Source organism: Micromonospora sp. NPDC048986 (assembly GCF_040649335.1).
Lineage (GTDB): Bacteria > Actinomycetota > Actinomycetes > Mycobacteriales > Micromonosporaceae > Micromonospora > Micromonospora alfalfae.
In genome coordinates, this window is the sequence record NZ_JBEZFJ010000001.1 from 57,483 (window position 1) to 82,296 (window position 24,814).

Consider the following 24,814-nt stretch of genomic DNA (forward strand, 5'->3'; position numbering starts at 1 on the left):
TCCTCCCCTCTCCGACCACCCGGACGCCCACCGGTGTACGGCGGGTCACTTGCGCTCGCCTCGTACACGTGTTCGAATAGTGCCCATGCGCTGGGACAACCTCACCGCTCCCCCGGTCGAGGGAGACCCCGAGCGGGCAGCGCCAGCGACGCCACCCCTGCCGCTGGCGCTGCCCGGCGCCGTCGCCCGCACCTTCGACACCCCCGAGTTCGCCGGGATGACCTTCTACGAGGTGCAGGCCAAGTCCATCCTCAACCGGGTGCCCGGGCAGTCCCGCGTCCCGTTCGAGTGGACGATCAACCCGTACCGGGGCTGCTCTCATGCCTGTGTTTACTGCCTGGGTGCGGACACCCCGATCCTCATGGCGGACGGCCGCACGAAGCCGATCAGCGCACTGGAGCCGGGCGACCGCATCTACGGGACCGAGCGACGGGGCGGGTACCGCCGATACGTGATCACCACCGTCCTCGACAAGTGGTCCACGGTGAAGCCGGCCTACCGGGTCACCCTGGCGGATGGCACGACCCTCATCGCCAGCGGGGACCACCGGTTCCTCTCTGAACGTGGCTGGAAGCACGTCACCGGCGCCATGCAGGGCAACGCCCGACGCCCCTACCTGACCACCAACAACCGCCTGATCGGCACCGGCCGTTTCGCCGTTGGGCCCAAGGAGTCACCCGACTACCGCCGGGGCTACCTGTGCGGCATCCTCCGCGGAGACGCGCACCTGGGCACATTCTCGTACTCGTACGGGACGGTGCACCGGTTTCGGCTGGCGTTGGCCGATGACGAGGCATTGAGCCGCAGCGAGCGCTACCTCGCGCTCGAAGAGATCAAGACACAGCGCTGTGATTTCACCCCGGCCAGTCCCACACGACGCGCAGTGGCCGCCATCCGAACCTCTGAACAGCGGGACATCCTGGCGATCACCGAACTCGTTCGTTGGCCGGCCGAGCCCAGTGACGACTGGCGGCTCGGCTTCCTGGCCGGCATCTTCGACGCGCAAGGCGGTTGCAGCAGAGGCGTCCTGCGCATCAGCAGCAGCGACGACGCCATCCTCGACCAGACGACGGCAGCATTGCGCCATCTCGGTTTCGCGTGCGTGCGAGAAGACGGCGGCCTACCCAACCGTGTGCGGGAGATCAGGCTGACCGGGGGTCTCGCCGCCCGGCTCCGGTTCTTTCACCTGACCGACCCTGCCATCACCCGGAAGCGGTCGATCGAGGGCGGCGCACTGAGGCATCAGGGCGCCCTCCGGGTCGTCGGCATCGAGGCACTCGGGCTGGAGCTGCCGCTCTGGGACATCACCACTGGCACCGGGGACTTCATCGCCGACGGAGTGGTCAGCCACAACTGCTTCGCCCGAAACACGCACACCTATCTCGACCTCGATGCCGGCGCGGACTTCGACCGGAAGGTGATCGTCAAGGTCAACGCCGGCGAGCTGGTCCGGCGGGAGTTGGCCGCGCCGCGCTGGCGGGGCGCGCACGTGGCGATGGGCACCAACGTGGACTGCTACCAGCGCGCCGAGGGCCGCTACCGGCTGATGCCGCAGATCATCGCCGCCCTGCGAGACGTCGCCAACCCGTTCTCGATCCTCACCAAGGGCACGCTGATCCTGCGGGACCTGCCGCTGCTGCGTCAGGCCGCCGAGGTGACCACCGTGGGCATCTCCTTCTCGGTGGGGTTCGTCGACGAACACCTCTGGCGCACCGTCGAGCCGGGCACTCCGCACCCACGCCGCCGACTCGACGCCGTCCGGGCACTCGCCGACGCCGGCTTCTCCGTCGGGGTGCTGATGGCCCCGATCCTGCCCGGCCTCAGCGACAGCGACGAGTCGATCGACGCCACCGTCTCGGCGATCGCCGCCGCCGGCGCGACGAGCGTGACCGCCCTGCCCCTGCACCTGCGTCCGGGCGCCCGGGAGTGGTACGCGCACTGGCTCGCCCGCGAGCACCCGCACCTCGTCCCCCGCTACCGCGAGCTCTACCGGGCCGGTGCGTACGCGCCGCAGGCGTACCAGCGGGAGTTGACCGCGCGGGTGCGGATCGCCGCCCGCCGGCACGGGCTGCACCGCGGGGAGCGGGGCGACAACCGCAGCCTGCCCGAGCCGCCGCCGTCCACGGCCGAGCAGCTGACGCTGCTGTAGTCGGAGCTACAGTCGGCTGGTGCGTACCGCTCAGCAGATCCTCGCCGACTCCGCCGTGATCGCCGTCGTGGGCGCGTCCCGCGACCCGTTCAAGGCCGCGCACGGCGTGCCGTTGCAGATGCAGCAGTACGGCTGGCGCATCATCCCGGTCAACCCGACGGTCGACGAACTGTTCGGGGAACGGGCCTACAAGACCCTCGCCGACATTCCGCACCCCGTCGACCTGGTCGACGTGTTCCGACCGGCGGCCGACGCCGTGCAGGTGGTCCGGGACGCGGCGGCGATCGGCGCGCCCGCCGTCTGGCTGCAACTCGGCATCGTCTCGGCCGAGGCGCGGCGCATCGCCGAGGAGGCCGGCATGGACTACGTCGAAGACCGTTGCCTCATCGTCGAACGAGCCGCCGCCAACCTGACCCGCCTCCCCTGACCCACCCCCGCGCGATCTTGCACTTACTGTCCCGGCATACCCGACACAGAGGTCAATCCGGCAACCGAAAGTGCAAGATCGCGGAGGGTGGAGGGGGTTAGAGCTTGTATTCCTTCAGGAGGCCCCGGCTGATGATGGTCTTCTGGATCTCTGAGGTGCCCTCGCCGATGAGCAGGAACGGGGCCTCCCGCATCAGCCGCTCGATCTCGTACTCCTTGGAGTAGCCGTAGCCGCCGTGGATCCGGAACGCCTCCTGGACGACCTCGGCGCAGTATTCCGAGGCGAGCAGCTTGGCCATCCCGGCCTCGACGTCGTTGCGCTGGCCGGCGTCCTTGAGCCGGGCGGCGTTGACCATGAGGGCGTGCGCTGCCTCGATCTTCGTGCCCATCTCGGCGAGCTTGAAGGCGATCGCCTGGTGCTTGGCGAGCGGCTGGCCGAAGGTCTTGCGCTGCTGGGCGTAGCTCACCGCCAGTTCGAAGGCGCGGATGGAGATGCCGCAGGCACGGGCGGCCACGTTGACCCGGCCCACCTCGATGCCGTCCATCATCTGGTAGAAGCCGCGGCCCACCCGGTCGGCGCCGCCGAGGATCGCGGAGTCGGGCACTGTCACGCCGTCGAGCACCATCTCGGTGGTCTCGACGCCCTTGTAACCCATCTTCTCGATCTTGCCCGGGATGGTGAGGCCGGGAGCGGTCTCGCCGAAGCCCGGCTCCTTCTCCAGCAGGAAGGTGCTCATGTTGCCGTAGACGGACTCCGCGCCGGTGTCGGTCTTGACCAGGGTGGCGACCACCGAGGAGTAGGCCCCGTTGGTGAGCCACATCTTCTGCCCGTTGAGCACGTAGCGGTCGCCGTCGCGGACGGCCCGGGACTTGATCGCCGAGACGTCGGACCCGGTCTCCGGCTCGGACATGGAGAACGCTCCGCGCACCTCGCCGGTGGCCATCTTCGGCAGCAGTCGGGCCTTCTGCTCGGCGGATCCGTGCTGGGAGATCAGGTACGCCACTATGAAGTGGGTGTTGACGATGCCGGAGATCGACATCCAGCCTCGGGACAGTTGCTCCACCACCAGCGCGTAGGTGAGCAGCGATTCGCCAAGGCCGCCGTACTCCTCGTCGATGGTGAGACCGAACAGCCCCATCTCGCGCATGCCGTCGAGGATGTCGGTGGGGTACTCGTCGGCGTGCTCCAGCCGCTGCGCGTGCGGGATGATCTCCTTGTCGGCGAAGTCCCGAACGGTCTCCAGGATCGACTGTTGCACATCGGTCAGGCCGGGCGTCTGGGCGAGTCTGGCCATCTCAGCCTCCGGGGATCCGCGCACTACTCATGGGTAACTGAACGCTGGGTCAGTATCGGCCCCTCGGGTCGACGAGGCCAAGGTGACCAGTCCACACAACCGCTGTGAAAAGGTTCACCGCTGCGGGTAGCGTCCGGCAAGAGGGACTTTTCCGGCACCGGCAGGAGGAGGACAGCTGTGAGCTACCCGCCGTCGGGACCGCCGCCCGAGGACGAGCCGCCGCCGTCACCCTACGAGCCACCGAAGGACCAGTCGCCGTACGCGCCACCGCCGGCCGACCAGCCGCCGTACACGCCGCAGCCGGACCAGCCGGCGTACGAGTTGCCAACGGAACGGTCACCGTACGGGCCACCGGCGGGCGAACCGTCGCCGTACGTCCACCAGGGGCCACAGCAGTCGGCGCACTGGAGCCAGCAGCCGCCGTACCCCCCGCAGGGCCCCTACGGTCAGTACGGCCCACCGCCGTCCGGGCCGGGTCGGGGCACCAACGTGCTGGCGATCCTGTCGCTGGTGTTCGCCTTCGTCTTTCCGCCGGCCGGCGCCGTCCTCGGCCACGTGGCCAAGCGACAGATCCGCACCAGCGGCGAGGAGGGCGACCAGCTCGCGACCTGGGGGCTGATCCTGGGCTACGTCTTCACCGGGCTCACCGTGCTGGCCTGCTGTGGTTGGCTGGCGCTGGTGGCCTTCGGCAACACCGGCGACAGTGCCGGCTACTGACCAACGGGCCGGTGCGGGCCGGCGCCGTCAGCGGAAGCGGGCCTCGCGGACGCTGTTGCCGCCGTCCACCACCAGCATCTGCCCGGTGATGTACGAGGCGGCCGGCGAGCAGAGGAAGCTGATCGCCGCGGCGACCTCGTCCGGTGTGCCCGGTCGCCCCACCGGGGTGCCCAACCCCTGCTTGATCTCGGCCATGGTGGACGCCGCGGTGTAGATGGTGCCGGGCGCCACCGCGTTGACTGTCACGCCGTCGGCGATCATCTCCATGGCCAGGGCCCGGGTCAGCCCGACGACGCCGGCCTTCGCCGCGGCGTACGCGGCCTCGGTGGGCAGGGCGTTGACCGGGCCGGCAGTGGCCGACAGGTTGACGATCCGACCCCAACCCCGCTCGGCCATCCCCCCGATGAACGCCCGGCTGCACAGGAACGCTGTGGAGAGGTTGCGGTCGATCTCGCCGCGCCACTCGTCGTAGGTCAGCTGCGCCACCGGCCGCAGCACCCCCTGGCTGGCGCGACTGGCCAGGCCGGCGTTGTTCACCAGCACCTCGACGTCGCCCAACTGTTCGGCGACCGCATCGGCCAACGCGCCGACCTCGGACTCGTCGGTCAGGTCCGCGACGAAGCCGGTCACCCCCAGCTCGGTCGCCCGCTCGTGGATGCGTCGGGTGGTGGAGACGATGGCCACCCGCGCGCCCAGGTCGGCGAGTCGCCGGGCGGTGGCGTACCCGATGCCGTCCGGGCTGCCCGCCCCGGTGACCAGGGCGACCCGCCCGTCGAGGCGCATGGTGACCGGGTCGGTGAGCGCGACCGGCTCGTCGGGGCCGGGGCTGCCCGCCGGGGCGGCCGTCCGGGCGCGCCGGGCCGCGCCGGGGCGGCTGACGTCCCGTCGGGGTCGACTGCCGGAGCGGTCCGCGGCGCGCGCGTCGTATGCCATGTCAGGGATCCTGCCCGTTACGACCGGCCCGAGCAACGCGGCACCCGGAAGCAGGGGCGTCGGGTTTGGGCGTCGCTGGCTACCCTGTCTCCGCACCCCAACCTGACGGAGAGTTCGTATGACCAATCCCCCGCCGCCCGGCAACTGGAGCGATCCCACGTGGTCGGCCCAGCCGTCGAGCCCCGCACCGGACCCGACAGTGGTGGCCGGTCAGCCGGTGCCCCCGCAACCTGGCCCGGTCGACCCGTACGCCCCCGACCCGTACGCCCCGGTCGACCCGTACGCCGGCGCGAAGCACCCGGCGACCCAGCCGATGCCCGGTTACGCGCCGCCCGGATACACCCCGCCCGGTTACCCGCCGCAGTACCCCGGCTACGGCTACCCGCAGCCGCCGAAGACCAACGGCATGGCCATCGCGGCGTTCGTGCTGGCCCTGATCGGTTTCACGTCCTGCATCACCGCGCCGATCGGCGCGATCCTCGGGCACGTTGCGCAGAAGCAGATCCGGCTCAGCGGCGAGGGCGGGGCGGGGATGGCGAAGGCCGCCATCATCGTCGGCTGGATTCTCACCGGGTTGCTGGTGCTGGTGATCGCCATCTACGTCGCCGCGATCATCTACGCGATCGCGACGAGCGACAACAGCAGCAGCTACTGACCGGCTGCGGGCCGGCGTACCGCCGGTTGTCGGGCCGGACCGACAGCCGTCGGCGGTCGTCCCGGCCCGGCCGGTCAGCGCTCCGGCGGGGTGAACGACGAGGTACGGCTCATCCCGGCGGCCCGGCCCTTGGCCGCGACCACCAGTGCCATCTTGCGGGACGCTTCGTCGATCATCTCGTCGCCGAGCATCACGGCGCCGAGCCGGCCGCCGGCCTCCGAGGTGTAGTGCTCGTACGCGTCGAGGATCAACTCGGCGTGGTCGTAGTCGGCCTGCGCCGGCTGGTAGACCTCGTTGGCGGCGTCGATCTGCCCCGGGTGCAGCACCCACTTGCCGTCGAAGCCCAGCGCGGCCGAGCGCTTGGCCACCTCGCGGAACGCGTCGACGTCGCGGATCTGCAGGAACGGGCCGTCGATGGCCTGCTTGTCGTGCATCCGCGCGGCCATCAGGATTCGCATCAGGATGTAGTGGTACGGGTCGCCCGGGTAGTCCGGGATCAGGCCGCCGACCACCATCGACTTCATGTTGATCGATGCCATGAAGTCGGCCGGGCCGAAGATGATGGTCTCCACGCGCGGCGAGGCGGCGGCGATCGCGTCCACGTTGACCAGGCCGGCGGCGTTCTCGATCTGCGCCTCGATGCCGATCCGACCGACCTCCAGGCCGATCGTCTTCTCGATCTGGGTGAGCGTCAGGTCCAGCCACTGCACCTGGGCGGCGGTCTGCACCTTCGGCAGCATGATGCAGTCCAGGTTGGCGCCGGCACCCTCGACGACCTCGATGACATCCCGGTAGGTCCACGGGGTGGTCAGGTCGTTGACCCGGACCACCCGGGTCTTGCCGGCCCAGTCGCCCTCGTTGAGGGCGGCCACGATGTTCTTGCGCGCGTCCGGCTTGGCCAGTGGGGCGACGGCGTCCTCCAGGTCGAGGAAGACCTGGTCGGCCGGGAGGCCCTGGGCCTTGCCGAGCATCTTCACGCTGGAACCCGGCACGGCGAGGCAGGACCTGCGGGGGCGACCGACTGCGGCCATGGGTGCGCTCCTTCCAGCGTCCGGCGGGCATGCCGACGCCACCTGACGACAGATCCGAGACCTTAACGATCCCAAAGGGCGTTGTGACGCCACGGTAACCTCGCGCCATGACCGGGGTGAATGGACCTGTGGAAGATCTCACTGGGCGTCGACTGGTGGTGGTGACCGGGGCCAGCTCCGGCATCGGGCTGGCCACCGCCGTGCACCTGGCCTGCCGGGGCGACCAGGTGGTGCTGGTCGGGCGGGACCCGGCCCGCCTGCAGGCCGCAGCCGAACGGGTCCGGGAGAACTCAGGTGAACGTCCGGAGCTGTTCCGGGCCGACTTCGCGATCCTCGACGACGTACGTCGACTGGCCGAACAGCTCCGGGCCGCGTACGACCGGATCGATGTGCTGGCCAACAACGCCGGGGCCATCGCGCTGCAACCACTGAGGACTGTCGACGGTTTCGAGATGTCGATCCAGGCCAACCACCTGGCCCCGTTCCTGCTGACCAACCTGCTCGCCGACCGGGTGGGCCGGGTCGTGGTGACCGCCTCCGGCGCGCACCGCTTCGGCGCACTGGACCCGGACGACCTGAACAAGCCGCTGCGTGACTACCGGCCGATGGGCGCGTACGGCACCAGCAAGCAGGCGAACATCCTGTTCACCGCCGAGGCCGCCCGGCGCTGGCCGGACGTTGCCGCGTACAGCTTCCACCCGGGGGTGGTCCGTACCCGGTTCGCCAACGACAGCAGGCTTGTCGCGTTCGGCATGCGTTTCATGCCGTTCCGCAGCCCGGAGAAGGGTGCCGAGACCCTGGTGTGGTTGGCCAACCAGGAGCGCTCCCGGCTGATCAACGGGGGTTACTACATCGACCGTCGGCCGCGTCGACCGCTCCGGAAGGCGGCCGATCCGCAGCTCGCCGCCCGGCTGTGGGCGGCGAGCGCCAAGGCTGTGGGTCTCGATGACTGACCGGGCCGGTGTGCTGACACTCGTCGCGGTCGTCGAGTTCGCCGGCGGGGCAGAGGCCGCCGGGCAGCGCTACGAGGACGCCGTGCTGGCCCTGCTCGAACGGCACGGCGGCCGGTTGGAGCGGCGACTGCGCGGCACCGACGGGCAGGCCGAGGTGCACGTGATCCGGTTCGACGGGCGGGCCGGCTACGAGTCGTTCCTCGCCGACCCGGACCGGGCGGCGTTGCGTACCGCCCTCGGCGAGGCCGCCCCGACGACCCGGGTCATCGAGGTCCGCGAAGCCTGACCGCCGACGGCAGTGCGAGCCATGGATTTTCCGGCAATCTTGCTGCGGAGGTGCGGACCTGCGTCTTCCCTCACTTCATCACGGGGTGGCGGGCGAGGACAAGACTTGATCTTGATGGGGTGGACAACCACCATCGAGGCATGGATTTCGATGCGATCGCCACCGCGCGCCGGGCCCTCTGGATCGGCGGCGGGCAATGGGCAGGCAAGTCGACCGTTGCCGTCAACCTGGCCATGCGGTTCGGTCTGACGGCGTACCTCTACGACCGGCACGACGCCCGAGGCCACGACGACCGGCGCATGGCCGACCGCGTTCGACGTGGTGAATCGCCAGCTGACCCCGGCCCGGACGCCACCTGGGTGCACACCGATCCGGCGCGGATGGCGGCCGAGACCCTGGCCGGCTTTTCCCGTCGCTTCGAATGGGTGCTCGACGACCTCAGCGCCCTGGTCACCGGACGGCGGGTGGTGGCCGAGGGCTGGGGGCTGCGACCGGAACTGGTTGCGCCGCTCGTGGAGTCGGTACGGCAGATGGTGGTGCTGGTGCCGACCCCCGGGTTTCGCGCCCACCAGATCAGCCGGCTACCCCGGGCCAACGCTGCGATAGCCGGGGTGAGCGACCCCAGTCTTGCGAACCGTCACCGGTGGGAACGCGACGAGTTGGTGGCGGCGGACGCGGTCGTGCAGGCCGAGCGACTGGCCGTCAGGGTGATTCGGGTCGACGGCAGCCTGGACGGCGAACGACTGACCGACCTGGTGGCCGACCACTTCGCCGCGTACCTGTGAATCGCCCTCAGGCCAACGGGGTCGGGTCGGCGGGCAGGGCGGTGGGTTCGACTGCGCGACGGCCAGCGCGGGCACCGCCGAGCACCACCACCGCCACCCCGACCAGCAGCAACGCCATCCCGAGCAGCGCGTACGGGCGGGGCAGCTGACCCAGCCAGGCCCAGCCGAGCACCGCCGCGCCGGGCGCCTCCAGCAGGATCAACACGCTCACAGTGGTCGCCGGGATCTTCCGCAGGGCGTAGTTGAACATCGAGTGCCCGAGCAGTTGGGCCCCGGCCACCAGGGCCAGGATGGCCAGCCAGGTACGGCCGTCGAAGCCGGTCAGCCGTACGCCGCCGACCAGGCACAGGGCCAGCAGGATCAGCGCGCAGATCCCGTAGCAGATGGTGGTGTAGGTGGTGGTGCTGATGCTGACCCGGGCACGTTCGCCGAAGGCGGTGTAGACGGCGGCGAACATCGCGCCGACCAGCGCCAGCACGTCACCGAGGACGGCCCGGCCGGAGACCCCCACGTCCACCCCGGTGGCGACCGCCGCGCCGCCAACCGCCACCGCGATGCCGATCCACACCACCCGGGGCAGCGGACGCCCCTGGGCGCGGGCGATGAGCCCCTGCCAGACCGGCTGGGTGGCGACCAGGGCGGTGGACGTGGCGACCGAGGTGAGCTGGGCGCTCGGCACCCAGGTCGCGAAGTGCCCGGCCAGGGCGACGCCGGAGAGCACGCAGAACAGGCCCTCCCGCCGGCCGGCGCCCACTGTCAGTCTGCGGAACTCGGCGCGGCGTCGGACCAGCGCGAAGGGGCTCAGCACGGCCACCGCGAGCAGGTTGCGCCAGAACGCGATGGCCAGCGCGGGGGCGGCGGCGTACGCGATCAGCGGCGCGGACGACGACACGGCGACCACGGCCAGCCCGACCGCGCCGGTGGTCAGCGGGTCCAGGGACGGCCGGGGTGAAGGTGGGGGCACGGGACGTAATCCTCACACGTATGACGGTCAGCACGGAGGGTCATCACTCCGTTACGATCACGCGGGTTCGCGCCGACGACCCTCGACCGCCCGGAGGCGCTCCCCCATGCCCAGCTACCAGGCGGTGCTGTTCGACTTCTTCGGCACCCTGACCCGTTCGGTACAACGCGGTGTCGCGCACGTCGGCACCGCCGAGCTGCTCGGGTGTCCCACCGAGATCTTGACCGAGGTGCTGAACCGCACCTACTACGAGCGGGCCAGCGGGCGGCTCGGCGACGCGGAGGCGACACTGCGCTGGGTGTGCGCCCAGGCCGGCGTACACCCCAGCGACCAGGCGGTACGGGCGGCGGTGGCGTCCCGGCACCGGGCGGTCCGCGCCGACACCTGGCTACGGGCCGACGCGGTGCCGGTGCTGGCGGCTCTGCGCCAGCGCGGCCTGCGCACCGGCGTGATCAGCGACTGTACGCACGAACTGCCGGCCTTCCTGCCGCAGCTCGCGGTCGCCCCCCTGCTCGACGTGCGGGTCTTCTCGGTGCAGGTCGGGCGGTGCAAACCGGACCCGACGCTCTACCTGACGGCCTGCCAGCGGCTCGGGCTCGCGCCGGGCGACTGCCTCTACGTCGGTGACGGCGGCAGCCAGGAGTTGACCGGCGCCGAGCGGGCCGGGATGACCGCCGTCCGGCTCGCCGCACCGGATCTGGCCACGCACATGGTCTTCAACGCCGACCGGGACTGGCGCGGCCCCACACTCGGCACCCTGGGCGACGTGCTCGCCCTCGTCGACGCCGACGCCACGGTGGCGGGCGTCGGCGGTCGGACCGGCTGATCAACCGATCAGCGGCGGCGGACCCGGTGCAGGCGGAACGGCTTGCGGGTGGCCCGGACCGCCGGAGTCGCCCGGGGTGGCTCGGCCTGCGCGTCGGCCGGTAACTCCGCTCCGGCCAGCGGCGTACCGGCCGGGGCAAGGCGGTTCACAGCGCATCCGTCGGCGGCCCATCGGGCCACCAGGTCAGCGGTCGGACCGGGCGCGTTGAGGCGCTTCGCCGCCACCAGCGGCGCGGTGACGTCCCACGCCTCGGTGCCCGGCTGCAACCGGCTCACCCGGGCCGGCCAGGTGACGATCCGGCCGCCGTGGTCGCCGCGCAGGGTGACCTGGGCCTCGGTCGCGTCGGCCAGGCCCGGCGCGGCCTGCTCGCCCGGCCCGCTGACCACCAGCAGCGCGCCCTCCAGCGGGGCGCACCAGAGCGCAAGCGCCGGACCGCCCGCAACACTGACCCAGGCCACGGCGGCCTTCTTCATCGCCTCGTCGACCAGTGGGGTGCCCCCGGGGGCGTCCTCGTCCGTCACACCCGCATCCTTCCGCATCGGCGCCTGCGCTCAACCCACGAACGGCGGCACGGCGATCTCGCCGCGGGCCACCGGCACCACCTGGCCGGCGACCGTCGCGCCGACCGCCACCCCGTTCGCCGCTGTGACGGTGCAGGCCAACGCGGACGGACGGTTCATCTCCGCGCCCTGACGGACCGCGTACTCCGACCGCCCCTCGCCGGGCAGCAGACCACTCGCCACCAGCCAGACACCGAGGCCGAGCGCCGCCGAACCGGTCGCCGGGTCCTCCGGAACGCCGATCCCCGGCACGAAGACCCGGGCGTGCGCGGTTTGCGCCGCCGCGTCCCAGGAGAAGACGCTGACGTGCGACACCCCGTACCGCTGCGCCGCCGCCGGGTCCACCCGGGCGCGGGCCACCGACTCCGGACGCACCGGCAGGTACGGGAACTCCAGCCCGCAGCCGGCGACCCGTGGCGCGGGCCCGATGTGGTCCCCGGCGACCAGGCCGGCGATCTCCAGCAACGGCTCCGGGTCCAGCTCCGGCCCGAGCGTCGGGGCACCACCGGTCAGCGTCGCCCCGGACGCGGTCACCTCGATCGGCAGCACGCCGGCCCGGCACTCCTGGGTGACCTGCCCCACACCGAACATGCCCCGCCGGCAGGCGGTGACCGCCGCGCCGACGCTGGGGTGACCGGCGAACGGCAACTCCTCCACCGGAGTGAAGATCCTGGCCCGGTAGGTGACGCCGACCTGGGTCGGCGGCAGCACGAACACCGTCTCGGACAGGTTGAACTCCAACGCGAGCGCCTGCATCTGCTCGGTGGCCAGCGCCTCCGCGCCGAACACCACCGCCAGCGGGTTGCCGGCGAAGGGGCGATCGGTGAAGACGTCCACGATCTCGTAGGCCACTGTCGACATGTTGATAAACACTAGGCGCTTAGGCTGGTGCCCGTGAGTACGCCGACCCGGGTCTACATCGCCCGTCTCGCCGGAGTCGCCGTCTTCGACCCGAACGGCGACCAGGTGGGCCGGGTTCGTGACGCCGTGGCACGGCTGCGGGCGACGAAGCGTCCGCCGGAGGTGGTGGGCCTCGTCGCCGAGATGCCGATGCGTCGTCGGATCTTCCTGTCCATCAACCGGATCACCTCCATCGACGCGGACGCGGTCGTGCTCGGCTCCGGCACGCTCAACCTGCGCCGGTTCGAGAAGCGCCCAAACGAGCTGTTGGTGCTCCAGGAGCTGCTCGACCGGCGGGTGCAACTCGACCCGGGCGGCCAGCCGGGCGCGGTCGTGGACGTCGCGATGGAGTGCACCAGGGGCGGCGAGTGGTCGCTGACCCGTGTCGCCGTACGCGAGCAGACCGGTCGGCTCAGCCGCCGCGGCCACCTGCACCAGGTCGAGTGGGACCGGGTGCGCGGGCTCAGCGGCATCGCCGACAACCGGGGCACGGCGAACCTGCTCGCCGTACTGGAGGACATGCGCCCCGCCGACCTGGCCAACGCGTTGCAGGATCTGCCCGACGCCCGACGCAACGAGGTCGCCGCCGCGCTGGACGACGAGCGACTGGCCGACGTGCTCAGCGAGCTGCCGGAGCACGACCAGGTGGAGATCCTCGCCGCCCTGGACCGGGAGCGGGCCGCCGACGTCCTGGAGGAGATGGACCCGGACGACGCCGCGGACCTGCTCAACGAACTGCCCCCACCCGAGCAGGACGTGCTGCTGGACCTGATGGAGCCCGACGAGGCCGACCCGGTACGCCAACTGCTGAAGTACACCCCCGGCACGGCGGGCAGTGTGATGACCTCCGAGCCGGTCATCCTGCCGCCGGACGCCACAGTCGCCGAGGCGCTGGCCCGGATCCGGGAGCCGCAGCTCTCCCCCGCCGTCGCCGCGCAGGTCTTCGTGACCCGGGCGCCGCAGAACACGCCGACCGGCCGCTACCTGGGCATGGTGCACTTCCAGGCGCTGCTGCGTGAACCACCCGCCGACCTGCTGGGCAAGGTGGTGGTCAACGACATCGACCCGCTGCGCCCCACCACGCCACTGCCGGAGATCACCCGCCGGATGGCCACCTACGACCTGGTCGCCATGCCGGTGATCGATCGCAACAACCGGCTGGTCGGCGCCGTCACTGTCGACGACGTGCTGGACCACTCGCTGCCCCGGGACTGGCGGGACCGCGACGCCCTGGCCGCCCCGGGCACCGCCGACCCTGCGCTGGACGGCGCGGATGGCTGAGCAGCGGCGGAACGAACGGCTCGACCAGCCGCGCGAGCCCCGGGGCGTCAAGCTGCCCCGGTTCGACGCGGAGGCGTTCGGTCGGTGGTCCGAGGGCATCGCCCGGGGCATGGGCACCGCGAACTTCATCGTCGTCATGACTGTGGTGATCGCGATCTGGTTCGCCTGGAACACACTGGCCCCGGCGAACCTGCGCTTCGACCCGTACACCTTCACGTTCTTGACCCTGGTGCTGTCGTTGCAGGCCAGCTACGCGGCCCCGCTGATCCTGCTGGCCCAGAACCGGCAGGCCGACCGGGACCGGGTGGCCCTGGAGGAGGACCGGCGGCGAGCCACCGCGCAGAAGGCGGACACCGAGTATCTGGCCCGGGAGATCGCGGCCCTGCGGATCGCCCTGGGTGAGGTGGCCACCCGTGACTTCCTCCGCTCCGAGCTGGCCCGGCTGGCCGAGGAACTGGACGAGATGGGGCAACGCCGGCAGCGGCTGGAGCGCCGCCAGCAGGAGAAGGACAGCCGCCAGGAGCGACGTGGCCAGCGGCCGACCGACGGTGTCGGCCTGGAGGAACCCCGCGACGACCTGGACGGCGACTTCACCCGGGACGCCCGGCCGGACGGCACCGGCCCGCGCCGGTCAGAGAGCTGACCGACGGGTCATCGATTGGCTCACACCGCCCCGGGCAGCGGCGGCAACGGATGCCCCGCGACGTAGCATTGCGGGCATGTCAGCACCAGTGAGCACCGTCGAGGACGCGATCCAGGCCGCCCTGGCCACCGTCAACGACCCGGAGATCCGCCGGCCCATCACCGAGCTGGGCATGGTCCGCTCCGCCACGATCGGTGCCAGCGGCGTGGTCCGCGTCGAACTGCTGCTCACAGTCGCCGGCTGCCCGCTGAAGGACAAGCTGCGTACGGACATCACCGCCGCCGTCGCCGCGGTGCCCGGCGTCACCGGCGTGGAGATCGACTTTGGGGTGATGACCCCCGAGCAGCGGCAGTCGTTGCAGTCGCAGCTGCGCGGCGGTGGCGCCACCGAGGAGCCGGTCATCCCGTTCGCCCAGCCCGGCTCGCGTACCCGCGTGTACGCGGTGGCCAGCGGCAAGGGCGGCGTCGGCAAGTCCAGCGTCACCGTCAACCTGGCGGCGGCGCTCGCCGCCCGTGGGCTCTCCGTCGGCGTGGTCGACGCCGACATCTACGGCCACTCGGTGCCCCGGATGCTCGGCACTGAGGCGCGGCCCACCCGCGTCGAAGACATGATCATGCCGCCGCAGTCGCACGGCGTGAAGGTGATCTCCATTGGCATGTTCACGTCGGGCAACGCCGCCGTCGTGTGGCGCGGCCCGATGCTGCACCGGGCACTGCAGCAGTTCCTTGCCGACGTCTACTGGGGCGACCTGGACGTGCTCCTGCTCGACCTGCCGCCGGGCACCGGTGACGTGGCCATCTCGCTGGCCCAGTTGCTGCCCAACTCGGAGATCCTGATCGTCACCACTCCGCAGACCGCCGCCGCAGAGGTGGCGGAGCGGGCCGGGGCGATCGCCCTGCAGACCCACCAGCGGGTGGTCGGCGTCATCGAGAACATGTCCTGGCTGGAGCTGCCGGACGGCTCCCGGATGGAGATCTTCGGTGCCGGCGGTGGCGAGGCGGTTGCCGAGTCGCTGAGCCGGACCATCGGCGCCCAGGTGCCGCTGCTCGGTCAGATCCCACTGGACACCCGGGTCCGCGAGGCCGGCGATGCCGGCAACCCGATCGTGCTGGCCGAGCCGGAGTCCCCGGCCGCTCAGGCGCTCGGCACGATCGCCGACCGGCTCGCCCTGCGCCGTGAGTCACTGCTCGGCAAGCCACTCGGCCTCAAGCCCGCTGGCCGCTGACCACCCGGAACACCGTCAGCCCGTCGGCCACTGCTGGCCGGCGGGCTGAGTCGCGTCGGTGGATGGCACGGGCCGGCGGGTACGGGTCGCTCAGGTGGCGTCGTCGTAGCTGACGCGGGGGGCCGGAGCCGAGGGGCTGCTGGTGGCCGCGCCGGACCGGGCCTCGCTCGACCGCAGGTCGGCGGCGTTGGCCACGTCCTTCAGGTCGTTGTGCACACCGCTGACGTCCGCGCGCAGGTTGTCGTAGACGCCCTGCAGCGGCTTGCGGATCGCCGCCTCGTCCTCCTCGCTGAGGAGGTGCTTGCGGATGAACGCCTTCGGGTGCAGGTCTTCCAGTTGGATGTCGGTGCCCAGCTCACGGCTCAGGTCGCCGGTGGCGTTGCGGGCCATGTTGCGCAGGTTGCGCACCAACCGCAGGCCGTCGGTGATCACGGCAGGGAGCCGGTCGCCGAAGATCAACAGCGCCAGGAGCAGCAGCGCACCGATTTCCCACCAGTTCAGGTTGTCGAGCATTCCGCGGGCCTCCTCTCGGCGTCAGCAGCAAGACTACGCACGGCGGACCGCTTTCGGGCAGGGGGTGCGCCGCTGTTCGTCTCGCTTCCGAGGTGAGTCACTTCGCGTCCGCGGCGAGAGTTACCGAGGTGTTCTGCCGGGCGGAACCCCGCCGATACTCGACTGTCACGACCGAGCCCGGCGCGTACTTGCGGACCAACGCGGTCAGATCCGTCGGCTCGGTCATCGGCCGCCCGTTGATCTTGAGGATCACGTCGCCGACCTTCAGTCCTGCGCCGTCAGCGGGGCCGGACGGCTCCACCTCGGCCAGCCGCAGGCCGCCGCCGACAACCCCGGTCGGGCCGTCCGCCCGGGCGCCGATCACCGTACGCCGGGCCTTGCCGGTGCCGATGATGTCCTGGGTCACCCGCTTGGCCTGGTTGATCGGGATGGCGAAGGCGAGCCCGATATTGCCCGCCTCCTGCCCCTCGGCGACAAGTGACTTGATGGTGGAGTTAACTCCGACCACCCGGCCGGCGCCGTCGACAAGTGGGCCGCCCGAGTTACCGTGGTTGACCGCGGCGTCGGTCTGGATGGCGGCGTAGTAACGCACCGGGCCGCCCGGCTCGCCGGCCTGCATCGTCCGGTCCAGCGCACTCACGATGCCGGCGGTGACCGTGTTGGCCAACGACAACGGCGAGCCGATGGCGAGCACGGGGTCGCCGACCGCCAGCGCGTCGGAGTCGCCGAACTCCACAGGTCGCAACCCCTGACGACTCACCTTGATCACCGCGATGTCCGACTCCGCGTCCTGACCGACGATGGTCGCCGGTGCGGTGCTGCCGTCGTTGAAGACCACCGAGGCCTTGCCGGTGCCGCCGGCCACCACATGATCATTGGTGATCACATGACCGTCGGCGCTGGCGATGAACCCGGAACCCTCACTGGTCCCGCCGAGGCTGCTCACCCGTACGGTGACCACGCTGGGCAGGACCCGTTCGGCGACCCCGGCCAGCGACTCCGGCTTGCGCTGCGCCAACGCCGGCACCTCAGCGGGCGCAGCACCGAGGATCGCCGCACCAGCGCCGCCGCGCACCGCGAACGCGTAGCCCAACGCACCGCCGAGGGTGCCGGCCAGCAGCGCGGTGATCACGGGAATGAGCAACAGGTGGCGCAGTGTCGGCCGGCCCGGCGCGTCGGGGTCGCTGACCGGCTCGGGCTCGGTGCCGGGCGCCACCACCCCGGGCACCACCACAGCGGCCGGGGCCGCCGGGTCGCGCCAGGGGTCGGCGAGCGCGTCCGACCACCAGGCCGACGCGTCGGCCGAGTTGGGTTCGCCCGCAGCCGGCGCGGGCCAGCCCGGGGTCGGCGCGCCGGAAGACGCCGGCCAGCCCGGTGTCGGCGCGCCGCCTGGCGAGGCGAGGGGCGTGCGGTCAGCCCCCGGCATGGTCGGCGGCCCCACCGACGGGGCTCCTGCCCCGGGCGGTCGCGCCGGAGCCGGAGTCTCACCGCCCCGGCGCCAGTCCCAGCCGTCGGTCACGTCGGTGCCTCCCAGTCCGTCCCCGGATCCCGTGCCGCGTCGCCCGGCCACTGGCCGGTCTGGTCGCGGCTGACGGGATACCGCCTCCAGGATTGCACGGATGGACGCGGTGCAGTCAGCGGTTGCCCCGTGATCGCTTCCGGCGGAGGCGCAGCTGCGCCCCACAACGGTCGCCTCTACGCTCACAGTGCCAACCCGCCCCCGCACCACGCACCGCCCCCGGAGGTGCCCCATCGCCACGGCCGCCGGTTCCGGCAGTTCGACGACACAGGCCCAGCACTTCGCCGAGTCGTACGTCACCGAGGATCTCGTTCTGCGCACCGCCCGCAGCCTGGCCCGGGAGGTGGGCCTCGACGCGGTCACCCCCGGCGCGGGGGCGGCGCTGCGACTGCTGGCCGCCGCCGGAAACGCCCGTGCGGTGGTGGAGATCGGCACCGGCACCGGGGTCAGCGGCGTCTGGTTGCTGCGCGGCATGCGCGTCGACGGCGTGCTCACCACCATCGACGTGGAGGTGGAGCACCAGCGGATCGCCAGGCGGATCTTCGCCGAGGCGGGTTTCGCGGCCGGGCGTACCCGGATCATCACCGGTCGGGCGCTCGACGTGCTGCCCCGGCTGGCCGATGGCGCGTACGACCTGGTCTTCGTGGACGCGGAGGCGACCGGCTTCCACGCCTGTGTGGAGGCGGCGCTGCGGTTGCTGCGCCCGGGAGGCGTGCTGGCGCTCAACGGCGTGCTGGCCAGCGACCGGATCGGCGACCCGTCCGCCCGGGACGCGGAGACGGTGACGGTTCGCGAAACGATCAAGGCGGTCCGGGAGTCGGAGCACTGGATTCCCGCGCTGCTTCCGGTCGGGCACGGCCTGCTCGCCGCTGTGAAGTGCTGATTCGAGCCCAGGACGGGTCAGAGCCTCGGTCGCGCCGAGGCTCTGACCCACGCCCTAGTTGACGTCGGCGAGCCAGCGCAGCAACGAGCGGACGCCCCAGCCGGTGGCGCCGCGGCTGACCTCGGCCTGGTCGCCGTCGGCCCAGGACGGGGCGGACATGTCCAGGTGCAGCCAGCGGTCGCGTAGTTCGCCGGTGAACTCGCGCAGGTAGAGCGCGGCCAGCACCGAGCCCGCACCCTGGGTGGGTGCGCTGTAGAGGTCGGCGATCTCGCTGCCGAGATACTCCACATAGTCGGTGTGCAGCGGCATCCGCCACGCCGACTCGCCGGCCGCCTCGGCCGCCGCCAGCACGCTGGCGGCCAGTTCGTCGTTCTCGCTGTACAGGGCGGCGGTGCGCTTGCCCAGCGCCACCGAGTTCGCGCCGGTGAGCGTGGCCAGGTCGAGCAACAGGTCCGGCTTGAGCTGCTGCACCGCGTACGCCAGCGCGTCGGCGAGGACCAGCCGACCCTCGGCGTCGGAGTTCGTCGTCTCGCTGGTCGTACCGCCGTAGTGCCGGATCACGTCGCCGGGGCGGAACGCCGAGCCGCTGACCATGTTCTCGGCCAGCGGGGCCAACGTGGTGATCCGGACCGGCAGCCGCAGCGCGGCGGCGCCCAGTGTGGCGGCGACGACAGCGGCCGCGCCGGCCATGTCCTTGCGCATCAGCTTCATCGACGCCACCGGCTTGATCGAGATGCCGCCGGTGTCGAAGGTGATGCCCTTGCCGATCAGCACCACGTGGGTGCGCGCGTTGGCGGGGTGCCAGTCCAGTTCGACCAGCCGTGGTCCGCTGGCGGAGCCACCGCCCACGGCGAGGATCCCGCCGAAGCCCTCGGTGGTCAGCTCGGCCGGGCCCCGGACCCGCAGTCGCAGGTCCGGAAGGTCGGCGGCGGCGGAGGCCACCTGGTCGGCGAACCACTGCGGGGTCTTCACCGACGAGGGAGTGTTTGTCAGGTCCCGGGCGAGATGGGTCATCGCGGCGGTGGTTCGGGCCGTGGCGACGGTGTCCTCGTACCCGGTGGGGTCGTCGAGCAGCAGGTCGACGCCGCTGAGCGCCGGTCGGTCACCGGCCTCGGTGAGTCGGAACCGGTACGGGGCGAGCAGCAGCCCCTCGGTCAACCCGCGAACCGCGGCCGGGGTGACCTCGGCCGGCAGCGCGATGGTGATATGCGTCTCAGCCGAAGCTGAGCGGGCCAGTGCCGCGCCGGCCGTCCGCCAGGCCGCCTCGTCGCCGTCACCGGTGCCGAGCAGCAGCAGCCGGCCTGGGGTACGCCCGGGGCGCAACTGGGTGTGGATCTCGCCGGCCCGGCCGGTCAGCCGGGCCGCTGACGCCAGCGCGGCCGCCTCGTCGGCAGTGCCGTCCGGGCCCGCCACGGCGGTCGGCACCGGCTCGGCCGAGGTGCCGCCTTCCGCCGTCGAATCGGCGGAGCGGACGGGCAGGACGAGGACGTCGAGCCGGTCGGGCTCGGCGATCAGACGAATGGCGAGCACGCGGAACCGTACCTCCAGGAAAGTGTCGCGGGCCGACGGCGAACCCACCTGCCCGCAGCGTTGAAGACCCTGAGCCACCGGTGATTCCGGTGGCTCAGGGCCTGAAGAACGTTCCGGGCGGCGCGAGCCGCCCGGAGCACTCCTTACTCAGCCGGCCGCTGCCTTCAGTGCGTCACCGAGCGCGTTGGCCTCGTCGGGAGTCATCTCGACGACGAGCCGGCCACCGCCCTCCAGCGGGACCCGCATGACGATGCCCCGCCCCTCCTTGGTGACTTCCAGCGGACCGTCGCCCGTCCGCGGCTTCATCGCCGCCATGTTGTCTCCCCTCAGACCTACACCAGGGTCGGTGGGTTGCCCCACAGCCACTTCGTCACGACCACCCGCAACGGTCGCGGGGGTGTCGACTGACGATTTTCCCTGATGAACACCGCCGGACCCAAACCGGAGCAGCATTGATGTAACAGCATCTAGCTTATCTTGAGAAGGCCTGTCACAATGTGCGGTCATGCAGGCACGGTCGGCACTCTTCGACCTGTACGGCGACCACCTCCGTCCGAGGGGTGGCCGGGCACCGGTTGCTGCCCTGGTCAAGCTACTGGCGCCGCTGGGAATCGCACCGCCAGCAGTTCGCACCGCCGTCTCCCGGATGGTGCGTCAAGGCTGGCTCGAGCCCCTCCGGTTGGTCTCCGGACCGGGATATTCGATCACACCGAAAGCTGCCCGCCGACTCGACGAGGCAGCTGCCCGGATCTACCGGACCGGCCGGGTCACCTGGGACGGCCGGTTCGATCTGCTGGTGTTGGAGGCCCCGGGCTCCCGACGGGACCGCCAGCGGCTCGCCGCCAACCTGAGCTTCCTCGGCTACGGGACGCTCGACGAGCAGACCTGGGTCGCCACCCGCCCCGCAGAGGACGTCGACCTGCTCCTCGCCGAGACCGGCATCCGGTTCGAGCGGTTCACCGCCTCGCACTTCTCCGGCACCCCCGGCGCGATGGGCGTGGTCCGGCGCGCCTGGAACCTGGCCGAGATCGGCCGCGCCTACGAGCGGTTCGTCGCGGACCAGCGCCCGCTGCTCGCCGCCGTCACGGTACGCAGCAGCGACGAGGAGGCGTACGCGACGCGGTTCCGCCTCGTGCACGCCTGGCGTACGTTCCTCTTCCAGGATCCGCAGCTGCCCCCGGCGCTGCTGCCCGAGCGGTGGCCCGGCACCGCCGCTGCCAGTTTCTTCGACCGGCACGCAGCCCGCCTGCGCCCGGCCGCCGACCGGTACGTCGAACAGTGCCTCGACGCCGGCAACCGCATCGTCCGACAGAAGGGTCGTTAGACACGTGACCGAGCCGCTGCTGGTCGACCGGACCGATGCCGTCGTCACCCTCACGCTGAACCGGCCGAACGCGATGAACGCGCTCGACGTGGCGCTCAAGGAGGCGCTGCGGGACACCCTCGCGCAGTTGGAGACCGACAGGTCCTGCCGCGCTGTCGTCCTGGCCGGAGCCGGCGGATCGTTCAGCGCCGGGCAGGACCTGCGCGAGCACGTGGCCACACTGGAAAACTCCGCCAACGACCCGCTGGGCACCGTGCGGGCGCACTACAACCCGATCGCCGCCCGGCTCGCCAACCTGCCCAAGCCGGTGATCGCCGCGGTCCGTGGGATGGCCGCCGGGGCCGGCGCGTCGCTGGCCTTCCTGGCCGACATCCGCATCGGCGGCCCGTCCACCAGCTTCCTGATGGCCTTCGCCAAGGTCGGTCTCGCCGCCGACACCGGCGCCTCCTGGACGTTGCCCCGACTGGTCGGGCACGCCAAGGCGGTGGAGCTGCTGATGCTGGCCGAGCCGGTCCGCGCCGAGGAAGCCTGCCGGGTGGGCCTGCTCAACAGGTTGACGGACGACGACGAGCAGGTGCTGCCCGTCGCCCAGGAGCTGGCCGCCCGCCTCGCCGCCGGCCCGACCGTCGCCTACGGGGCGATCAAGCGACAGCTCTCCATCGCCGACGCCGGCACCCTCGCCGACGCCCTCGCCGCCGAGGCGCAGGCCCAGTCGATCTGCGGCGCCACCGCCGACCACCGATCGGCCACCCTCGCCTTCGTCGGCAAGCAGAAACCGGTCTTCGAGGGACGCTGAACGCGATCCGGACGCCTCCCTTACCGTCCTCGAACACGGGACGCCTAGCGTCGGCGGGCATGAGCGATCGTGAAGCGGTGGCGCACCTGCTGCGCCGGGCCACCTTCGGGCCGACCGCGGACGAAGTGGACGCGGCCGAACGGGCCGGGCCGGCGGCAACCCTGGACCGGCTGCTCACCCAGCCGGCGACGGACCGGGGCGCGGCTGCCACACCGACCCCGACGCTGCCCCCCGACCCGTACGCCGAGCTGACCAAGGACTCCACCCGCGAGCAGCGGCAGCAGGCCAACGCGGAGCGCCGCAAGCAACTCCAGCAGGTCACCGAGTGGTGGCTGAACCGGATGGTGGCCGCCGAGGACGGGCTGACCGAGAAGTTGCTGTTCTTCTGGCACGGGCACTGGGCAACCAGCGCGCAGAAGGTCAAGTCGGCGCGGCTGATGGTGGGCCAGTTGGAGACGCTGCGCCGGCACGGCCGTGGACCGCTGGGCCCGCTGGTCGCCGCGATGGTGCGCGACCCCGCCCTGATCCTCTGGCTGGACGGGCAGAAGAACACCCGCAAGGCACCGAACGAGAACCTGGCCCGCGAGCTGATGGAGCTGTTCACCCTCGGCATCGGCGCCTACAGCGAGGCCGACGTGAAGGCCGGCGCGCGGGCGTTGACCGGCTGGGTGGTCGACCGCCGTACCGGGGTGGCCCGCTTCGAGCCCAAGCGGCACGACCCCGGCGAGAAGAACATCCTCGGCCACAGCGGCCGGTTCGACGCCGAGGCGTACGCCGGTCTGCTGACGGCCCAACCGGCGGCGGCGACCTTCGTGGCCGGTCGGCTCTGGTTCCGCTACGCCGGCCCCGAGACCCCGGCGCCGGAGGGTCTGGCCGGCGCGGACACCATCGCGACAGTGCGGGCGATCTTCTCCGCGCCGGCCTTCGCGCAGACCCGGGGCACGCTGGTGAAACAGCCGGTGGAGTGGTTGGTCGGTGCGCTGCGGCAGCTCGGCATCCGACCGTCAGCGCTGCCCGAGCAGCAACGTAAACAACTGCTGGCCGGTCTGAACGCGCTCGACCAGGTGCCGTTGCGTCCACCGAGCGTGGGCGGTTGGCCGGCCGGGTCCGCCTGGCTGACCACCTCGTCGTTACAGGCCCGGCTACGGACCGCAGGTTTGCTCGCCGCCGCCACAGCACCATCGGTGCTGGCCCGGCTGACCGCAGCGCCCACCGCCGGCCGACCGGACGCGCTGGCCCGACTGCTGGTGGTCGACGGCTGGAGCGGGCGCACCCGCGCCGCTCTCACCCCGCTGGCCGGTGAGCCCCGCAAGCTGCTGGCCGCCGGCCTGGTCAGCCCCGAATACACAGTCAGCTGAGCGGAGGAGTCGACATGGACACAGTGACCCGACGCAGGTTCCTGCTGACCAGCGGAGTGGTCGGCGCTGGCGCGTTGGCCGCCGGGGCCGGCGCGTACAGCCTGCGGGACCTGCTGGACACCAGCGGGGACCGCGACCCGCAGTCCCGCACGCTGGTGCTGGTGACCCTCTACGGCGGCAATGACGGTCTCAACACCGTCATTCCGTACGCCGACCCGGCCTACCGGGCGGCCCGCCCCGAGCTGGCGTACCCGGACGGGGAGGTGCGGCGGTTGGACGACGACTTCGGCCTCAACCCGGCACTGGCCGGCCTGCACCAGCGCTGGTCCGGCGGTGGGCTGGCGATCGTGCGCGGGGTCGGCTACCCGAAGCCGGACCGCAGCCACTTCCGGTCGATGGACATCTGGCACACAGCGCAACCGGACCGGCCCGGCAACACCGGCTGGCTCGGGCGGTGGCTGGACCGCGCCGGTGGCGATCCCCGACTGGCTGTCTCCTTCGAGCCGGCGCTGCCGCCGCTGCTGGCCGGGGCCCAGAGCGCCGGTGCGGCGGTGCCGGTGTCCGACCGCAAGGCCGCAAAGGGGCTGCCCGCGGCGACACTGACCGCGTTCGCCGCCGCCGAGGCGGGCGAGTCGGCGGCCCGGGGTCGGGCCGCCGCCTGCTTCGCCGACCTGCGGTCGGTGGACGAGATGATCCGCCAGGTACGCGACTCCGCCGACCCGGACACGGCGGACCCGGACGGCGAGCAGGCTCCCGCGACGGCCACCGGCGGGGCCCGCACCCCACTGGACGCGCAGCTCGACCTGGTGGCGCAGTGCGTCGAGGCGGGAGTGTCCACCCGGGTCTTCTCGGTGTCGTTGGGTGGCTTCGACACGCACGCCGACGAGAAGCAGTTGCAGGCAGTGCTGCTGGGTCAGCTGGACCGGGCGTTGACCGGGTTCGCCGACCGGATGAGTCGCACCGAGGCGGGCCGGAAGGTGGTGGTGGCGGTCTACTCCGAGTTCGGCCGTCGGGTACGGGCCAACGCCTCGGACGGCACCGACCACGGCACCGCCTCGGACATGCTGCTGCTCGGCGCGGGCGTCCGGGGCGGCTGGCACGGTGCAGCACCGAGCCTCACCGACCTCGACGACGGCGACCTGAAATACACCACCGACTTCCGTGACGTCTACGCCACGCTGCTGGAGCGGGTGCTGGACACCGACCCGGGTCCGGTCCTCAGCGACTGGCGGGGACGCGTGGAGAAGCTGTTCTAGGGCGTG

General features: G+C 71.8%; 26 protein-coding genes. 16 read left to right on the forward strand and 10 right to left on the reverse strand.

The features are described 5' to 3' along the window. Positions 1–85: 85 nt before the first annotated feature. Together AB0B94_RS00310 and AB0B94_RS00315 are read left to right on the forward strand one after the other, a co-directional pair. A complete protein-coding gene (locus tag AB0B94_RS00310; protein WP_357266565.1) occupies positions 86–2,149 on the forward strand; it encodes an intein-containing Rv2578c family radical SAM protein in 2,064 nt (687 codons plus the stop codon). A gap of 19 nt (positions 2,150–2,168) precedes the next feature. After that, positions 2,169–2,576 carry a CoA-binding protein gene (locus tag AB0B94_RS00315; protein ID WP_196928457.1) on the forward strand — a complete coding sequence of 136 codons (408 nt, stop codon included), beginning with the start codon at positions 2,169–2,171 and terminating at the stop codon, positions 2,574–2,576. A gap of 97 nt (positions 2,577–2,673) precedes the next feature. Here the strand turns inward: AB0B94_RS00315 and AB0B94_RS00320 are convergent, their stop codons facing one another. Beyond that, on the reverse strand, positions 2,674–3,870 hold the full coding sequence (locus tag AB0B94_RS00320; protein WP_238671203.1) for an acyl-CoA dehydrogenase family protein: 1,197 nt from the start codon (positions 3,868–3,870) through the stop codon (positions 2,674–2,676). Between the two features lie 177 nt (positions 3,871–4,047). Between AB0B94_RS00320 and AB0B94_RS00325 the strand changes: the two genes are divergently transcribed. After that, positions 4,048–4,587 carry a DUF4190 domain-containing protein gene (locus AB0B94_RS00325; RefSeq protein ID WP_357266570.1) on the forward strand — a complete coding sequence of 180 codons (540 nt, stop codon included), beginning with the start codon at positions 4,048–4,050 and terminating at the stop codon, positions 4,585–4,587. 27 nt (positions 4,588–4,614) lie between these two features. Here the strand turns inward: AB0B94_RS00325 and AB0B94_RS00330 are convergent, their stop codons facing one another. Then, on the reverse strand, positions 4,615–5,520 hold the full coding sequence (locus AB0B94_RS00330) for an SDR family NAD(P)-dependent oxidoreductase (RefSeq protein WP_210781830.1): 906 nt from the start codon (positions 5,518–5,520) through the stop codon (positions 4,615–4,617). A 118-nt stretch (positions 5,521–5,638) separates the two neighbouring features. On the opposite strand from AB0B94_RS00330, the gene AB0B94_RS00335 reads away from it, so the two are divergent. After that, complete coding sequence (locus tag AB0B94_RS00335) at positions 5,639–6,175, forward strand: DUF4190 domain-containing protein (RefSeq protein ID WP_357266574.1); 537 nt, start codon at positions 5,639–5,641, stop codon at positions 6,173–6,175. Between the two features lie 74 nt (positions 6,176–6,249). Here AB0B94_RS00335 and AB0B94_RS00340 read toward each other — a convergent pair whose 3' ends face one another. Then, positions 6,250–7,206 (reverse strand): CoA ester lyase, encoded by a 957-nt coding sequence (locus AB0B94_RS00340; RefSeq protein ID WP_238671206.1) that lies wholly within the window; start codon positions 7,204–7,206, stop codon positions 6,250–6,252. Between the two features lie 128 nt (positions 7,207–7,334). Between AB0B94_RS00340 and AB0B94_RS00345 the strand changes: the two genes are divergently transcribed. From AB0B94_RS00345 to AB0B94_RS00355, 3 genes are all read left to right on the forward strand, one after another. After that, positions 7,335–8,159: an SDR family NAD(P)-dependent oxidoreductase gene (locus tag AB0B94_RS00345; RefSeq protein ID WP_357268363.1), complete on the forward strand. Its 825-nt coding sequence runs from the start codon at positions 7,335–7,337 to the stop codon at positions 8,157–8,159. Further along, positions 8,152–8,445, forward strand: a complete 294-nt coding sequence (locus AB0B94_RS00350; protein WP_357266578.1) for a hypothetical protein — start codon at positions 8,152–8,154, stop codon at positions 8,443–8,445. The genes AB0B94_RS00345 and AB0B94_RS00350 overlap by 8 nt, the downstream gene beginning before the upstream one ends. 140 nt (positions 8,446–8,585) lie before the next feature. After that, positions 8,586–9,230, forward strand: a complete 645-nt coding sequence (locus AB0B94_RS00355) for a hypothetical protein (protein WP_357266582.1) — start codon at positions 8,586–8,588, stop codon at positions 9,228–9,230. A 7-nt stretch (positions 9,231–9,237) separates the two neighbouring features. Here the strand turns inward: AB0B94_RS00355 and AB0B94_RS00360 are convergent, their stop codons facing one another. Beyond that, entirely contained in the window at positions 9,238–10,194 is a 957-nt protein-coding gene (locus AB0B94_RS00360; protein ID WP_357266585.1) for a DMT family transporter, read from the reverse strand. Between the two features lie 106 nt (positions 10,195–10,300). On the opposite strand from AB0B94_RS00360, the gene AB0B94_RS00365 reads away from it, so the two are divergent. Beyond that, on the forward strand, positions 10,301–11,020 hold the full coding sequence (locus AB0B94_RS00365) for an HAD family hydrolase (RefSeq protein WP_238671208.1): 720 nt from the start codon (positions 10,301–10,303) through the stop codon (positions 11,018–11,020). Positions 11,021–11,028: 8 nt separating this feature from the next. On the opposite strand, the gene AB0B94_RS00370 is transcribed toward AB0B94_RS00365, so the two are convergent. Together AB0B94_RS00370 and AB0B94_RS00375 are read right to left on the reverse strand one after the other, a co-directional pair. Beyond that, the gene (locus AB0B94_RS00370; protein ID WP_357266589.1) at positions 11,029–11,559 is read right to left on the reverse strand and encodes a hypothetical protein; all 531 of its coding nucleotides are present in this window, start codon (positions 11,557–11,559) and stop codon (positions 11,029–11,031) included. Positions 11,560–11,571: 12 nt separating this feature from the next. Beyond that, the gene (locus AB0B94_RS00375) at positions 11,572–12,441 is read right to left on the reverse strand and encodes a PhzF family phenazine biosynthesis protein (RefSeq protein WP_238671209.1); all 870 of its coding nucleotides are present in this window, start codon (positions 12,439–12,441) and stop codon (positions 11,572–11,574) included. A gap of 33 nt (positions 12,442–12,474) precedes the next feature. Here AB0B94_RS00375 and AB0B94_RS00380 point away from each other — a divergent pair, with 33 nt between their 5' ends. From AB0B94_RS00380 to AB0B94_RS00390, 3 genes are all read left to right on the forward strand, one after another. Further along, positions 12,475–13,761: a CBS domain-containing protein gene (locus AB0B94_RS00380; RefSeq protein WP_357266592.1), complete on the forward strand. Its 1,287-nt coding sequence runs from the start codon at positions 12,475–12,477 to the stop codon at positions 13,759–13,761. Beyond that, positions 13,754–14,404 (forward strand): DUF1003 domain-containing protein, encoded by a 651-nt coding sequence (locus AB0B94_RS00385; protein WP_238671211.1) that lies wholly within the window; start codon positions 13,754–13,756, stop codon positions 14,402–14,404. Before AB0B94_RS00380 ends, AB0B94_RS00385 begins: the two co-directional genes overlap by 8 nt. A 76-nt stretch (positions 14,405–14,480) precedes the next feature. Further along, positions 14,481–15,629: an Mrp/NBP35 family ATP-binding protein gene (locus AB0B94_RS00390; RefSeq protein WP_145787534.1), complete on the forward strand. Its 1,149-nt coding sequence runs from the start codon at positions 14,481–14,483 to the stop codon at positions 15,627–15,629. 90 nt (positions 15,630–15,719) lie between these two features. On the opposite strand, the gene AB0B94_RS00395 is transcribed toward AB0B94_RS00390, so the two are convergent. Continuing rightward, a complete protein-coding gene (locus AB0B94_RS00395) occupies positions 15,720–16,142 on the reverse strand; it encodes a preprotein translocase subunit TatB (RefSeq protein WP_238671212.1) in 423 nt (140 codons plus the stop codon). Positions 16,143–16,239: 97 nt separating this feature from the next. Further along, the gene (locus tag AB0B94_RS00400; RefSeq protein WP_357268365.1) at positions 16,240–17,676 is read right to left on the reverse strand and encodes a trypsin-like peptidase domain-containing protein; all 1,437 of its coding nucleotides are present in this window, start codon (positions 17,674–17,676) and stop codon (positions 16,240–16,242) included. Positions 17,677–17,848: 172 nt separating this feature from the next. Here AB0B94_RS00400 and AB0B94_RS00405 point away from each other — a divergent pair, with 172 nt between their 5' ends. Continuing rightward, positions 17,849–18,544, forward strand: coding sequence for an O-methyltransferase (locus tag AB0B94_RS00405; RefSeq protein WP_357266597.1), 696 nt, complete (start codon positions 17,849–17,851; stop codon positions 18,542–18,544). A 54-nt stretch (positions 18,545–18,598) separates the two neighbouring features. Here the strand turns inward: AB0B94_RS00405 and AB0B94_RS00410 are convergent, their stop codons facing one another. Continuing rightward, positions 18,599–20,074 (reverse strand): leucyl aminopeptidase family protein, encoded by a 1,476-nt coding sequence (locus AB0B94_RS00410; RefSeq protein ID WP_357268367.1) that lies wholly within the window; start codon positions 20,072–20,074, stop codon positions 18,599–18,601. Positions 20,075–20,221: 147 nt separating this feature from the next. After that, positions 20,222–20,389: a DUF3117 domain-containing protein gene (locus tag AB0B94_RS00415; protein ID WP_007455245.1), complete on the reverse strand. Its 168-nt coding sequence runs from the start codon at positions 20,387–20,389 to the stop codon at positions 20,222–20,224. 190 nt (positions 20,390–20,579) lie between these two features. On the opposite strand from AB0B94_RS00415, the gene AB0B94_RS00420 reads away from it, so the two are divergent. The 4 genes from AB0B94_RS00420 to AB0B94_RS00435 are packed head-to-tail and all read left to right on the forward strand — an operon-like array spanning position 20,580 to position 24,808. After that, on the forward strand, positions 20,580–21,398 hold the full coding sequence (locus tag AB0B94_RS00420) for a PaaX family transcriptional regulator C-terminal domain-containing protein (protein WP_091394799.1): 819 nt from the start codon (positions 20,580–20,582) through the stop codon (positions 21,396–21,398). 4 nt (positions 21,399–21,402) lie between these two features. Continuing rightward, the gene (locus AB0B94_RS00425; protein ID WP_357266600.1) at positions 21,403–22,194 is read left to right on the forward strand and encodes an enoyl-CoA hydratase-related protein; all 792 of its coding nucleotides are present in this window, start codon (positions 21,403–21,405) and stop codon (positions 22,192–22,194) included. A gap of 59 nt (positions 22,195–22,253) precedes the next feature. Beyond that, positions 22,254–23,552, forward strand: coding sequence for a DUF1800 domain-containing protein (locus AB0B94_RS00430; protein WP_357266603.1), 1,299 nt, complete (start codon positions 22,254–22,256; stop codon positions 23,550–23,552). Positions 23,553–23,566: 14 nt separating this feature from the next. Continuing rightward, positions 23,567–24,808 carry a DUF1501 domain-containing protein gene (locus tag AB0B94_RS00435; protein WP_357266606.1) on the forward strand — a complete coding sequence of 414 codons (1,242 nt, stop codon included), beginning with the start codon at positions 23,567–23,569 and terminating at the stop codon, positions 24,806–24,808. Positions 24,809–24,814 lie beyond the last annotated feature (6 nt).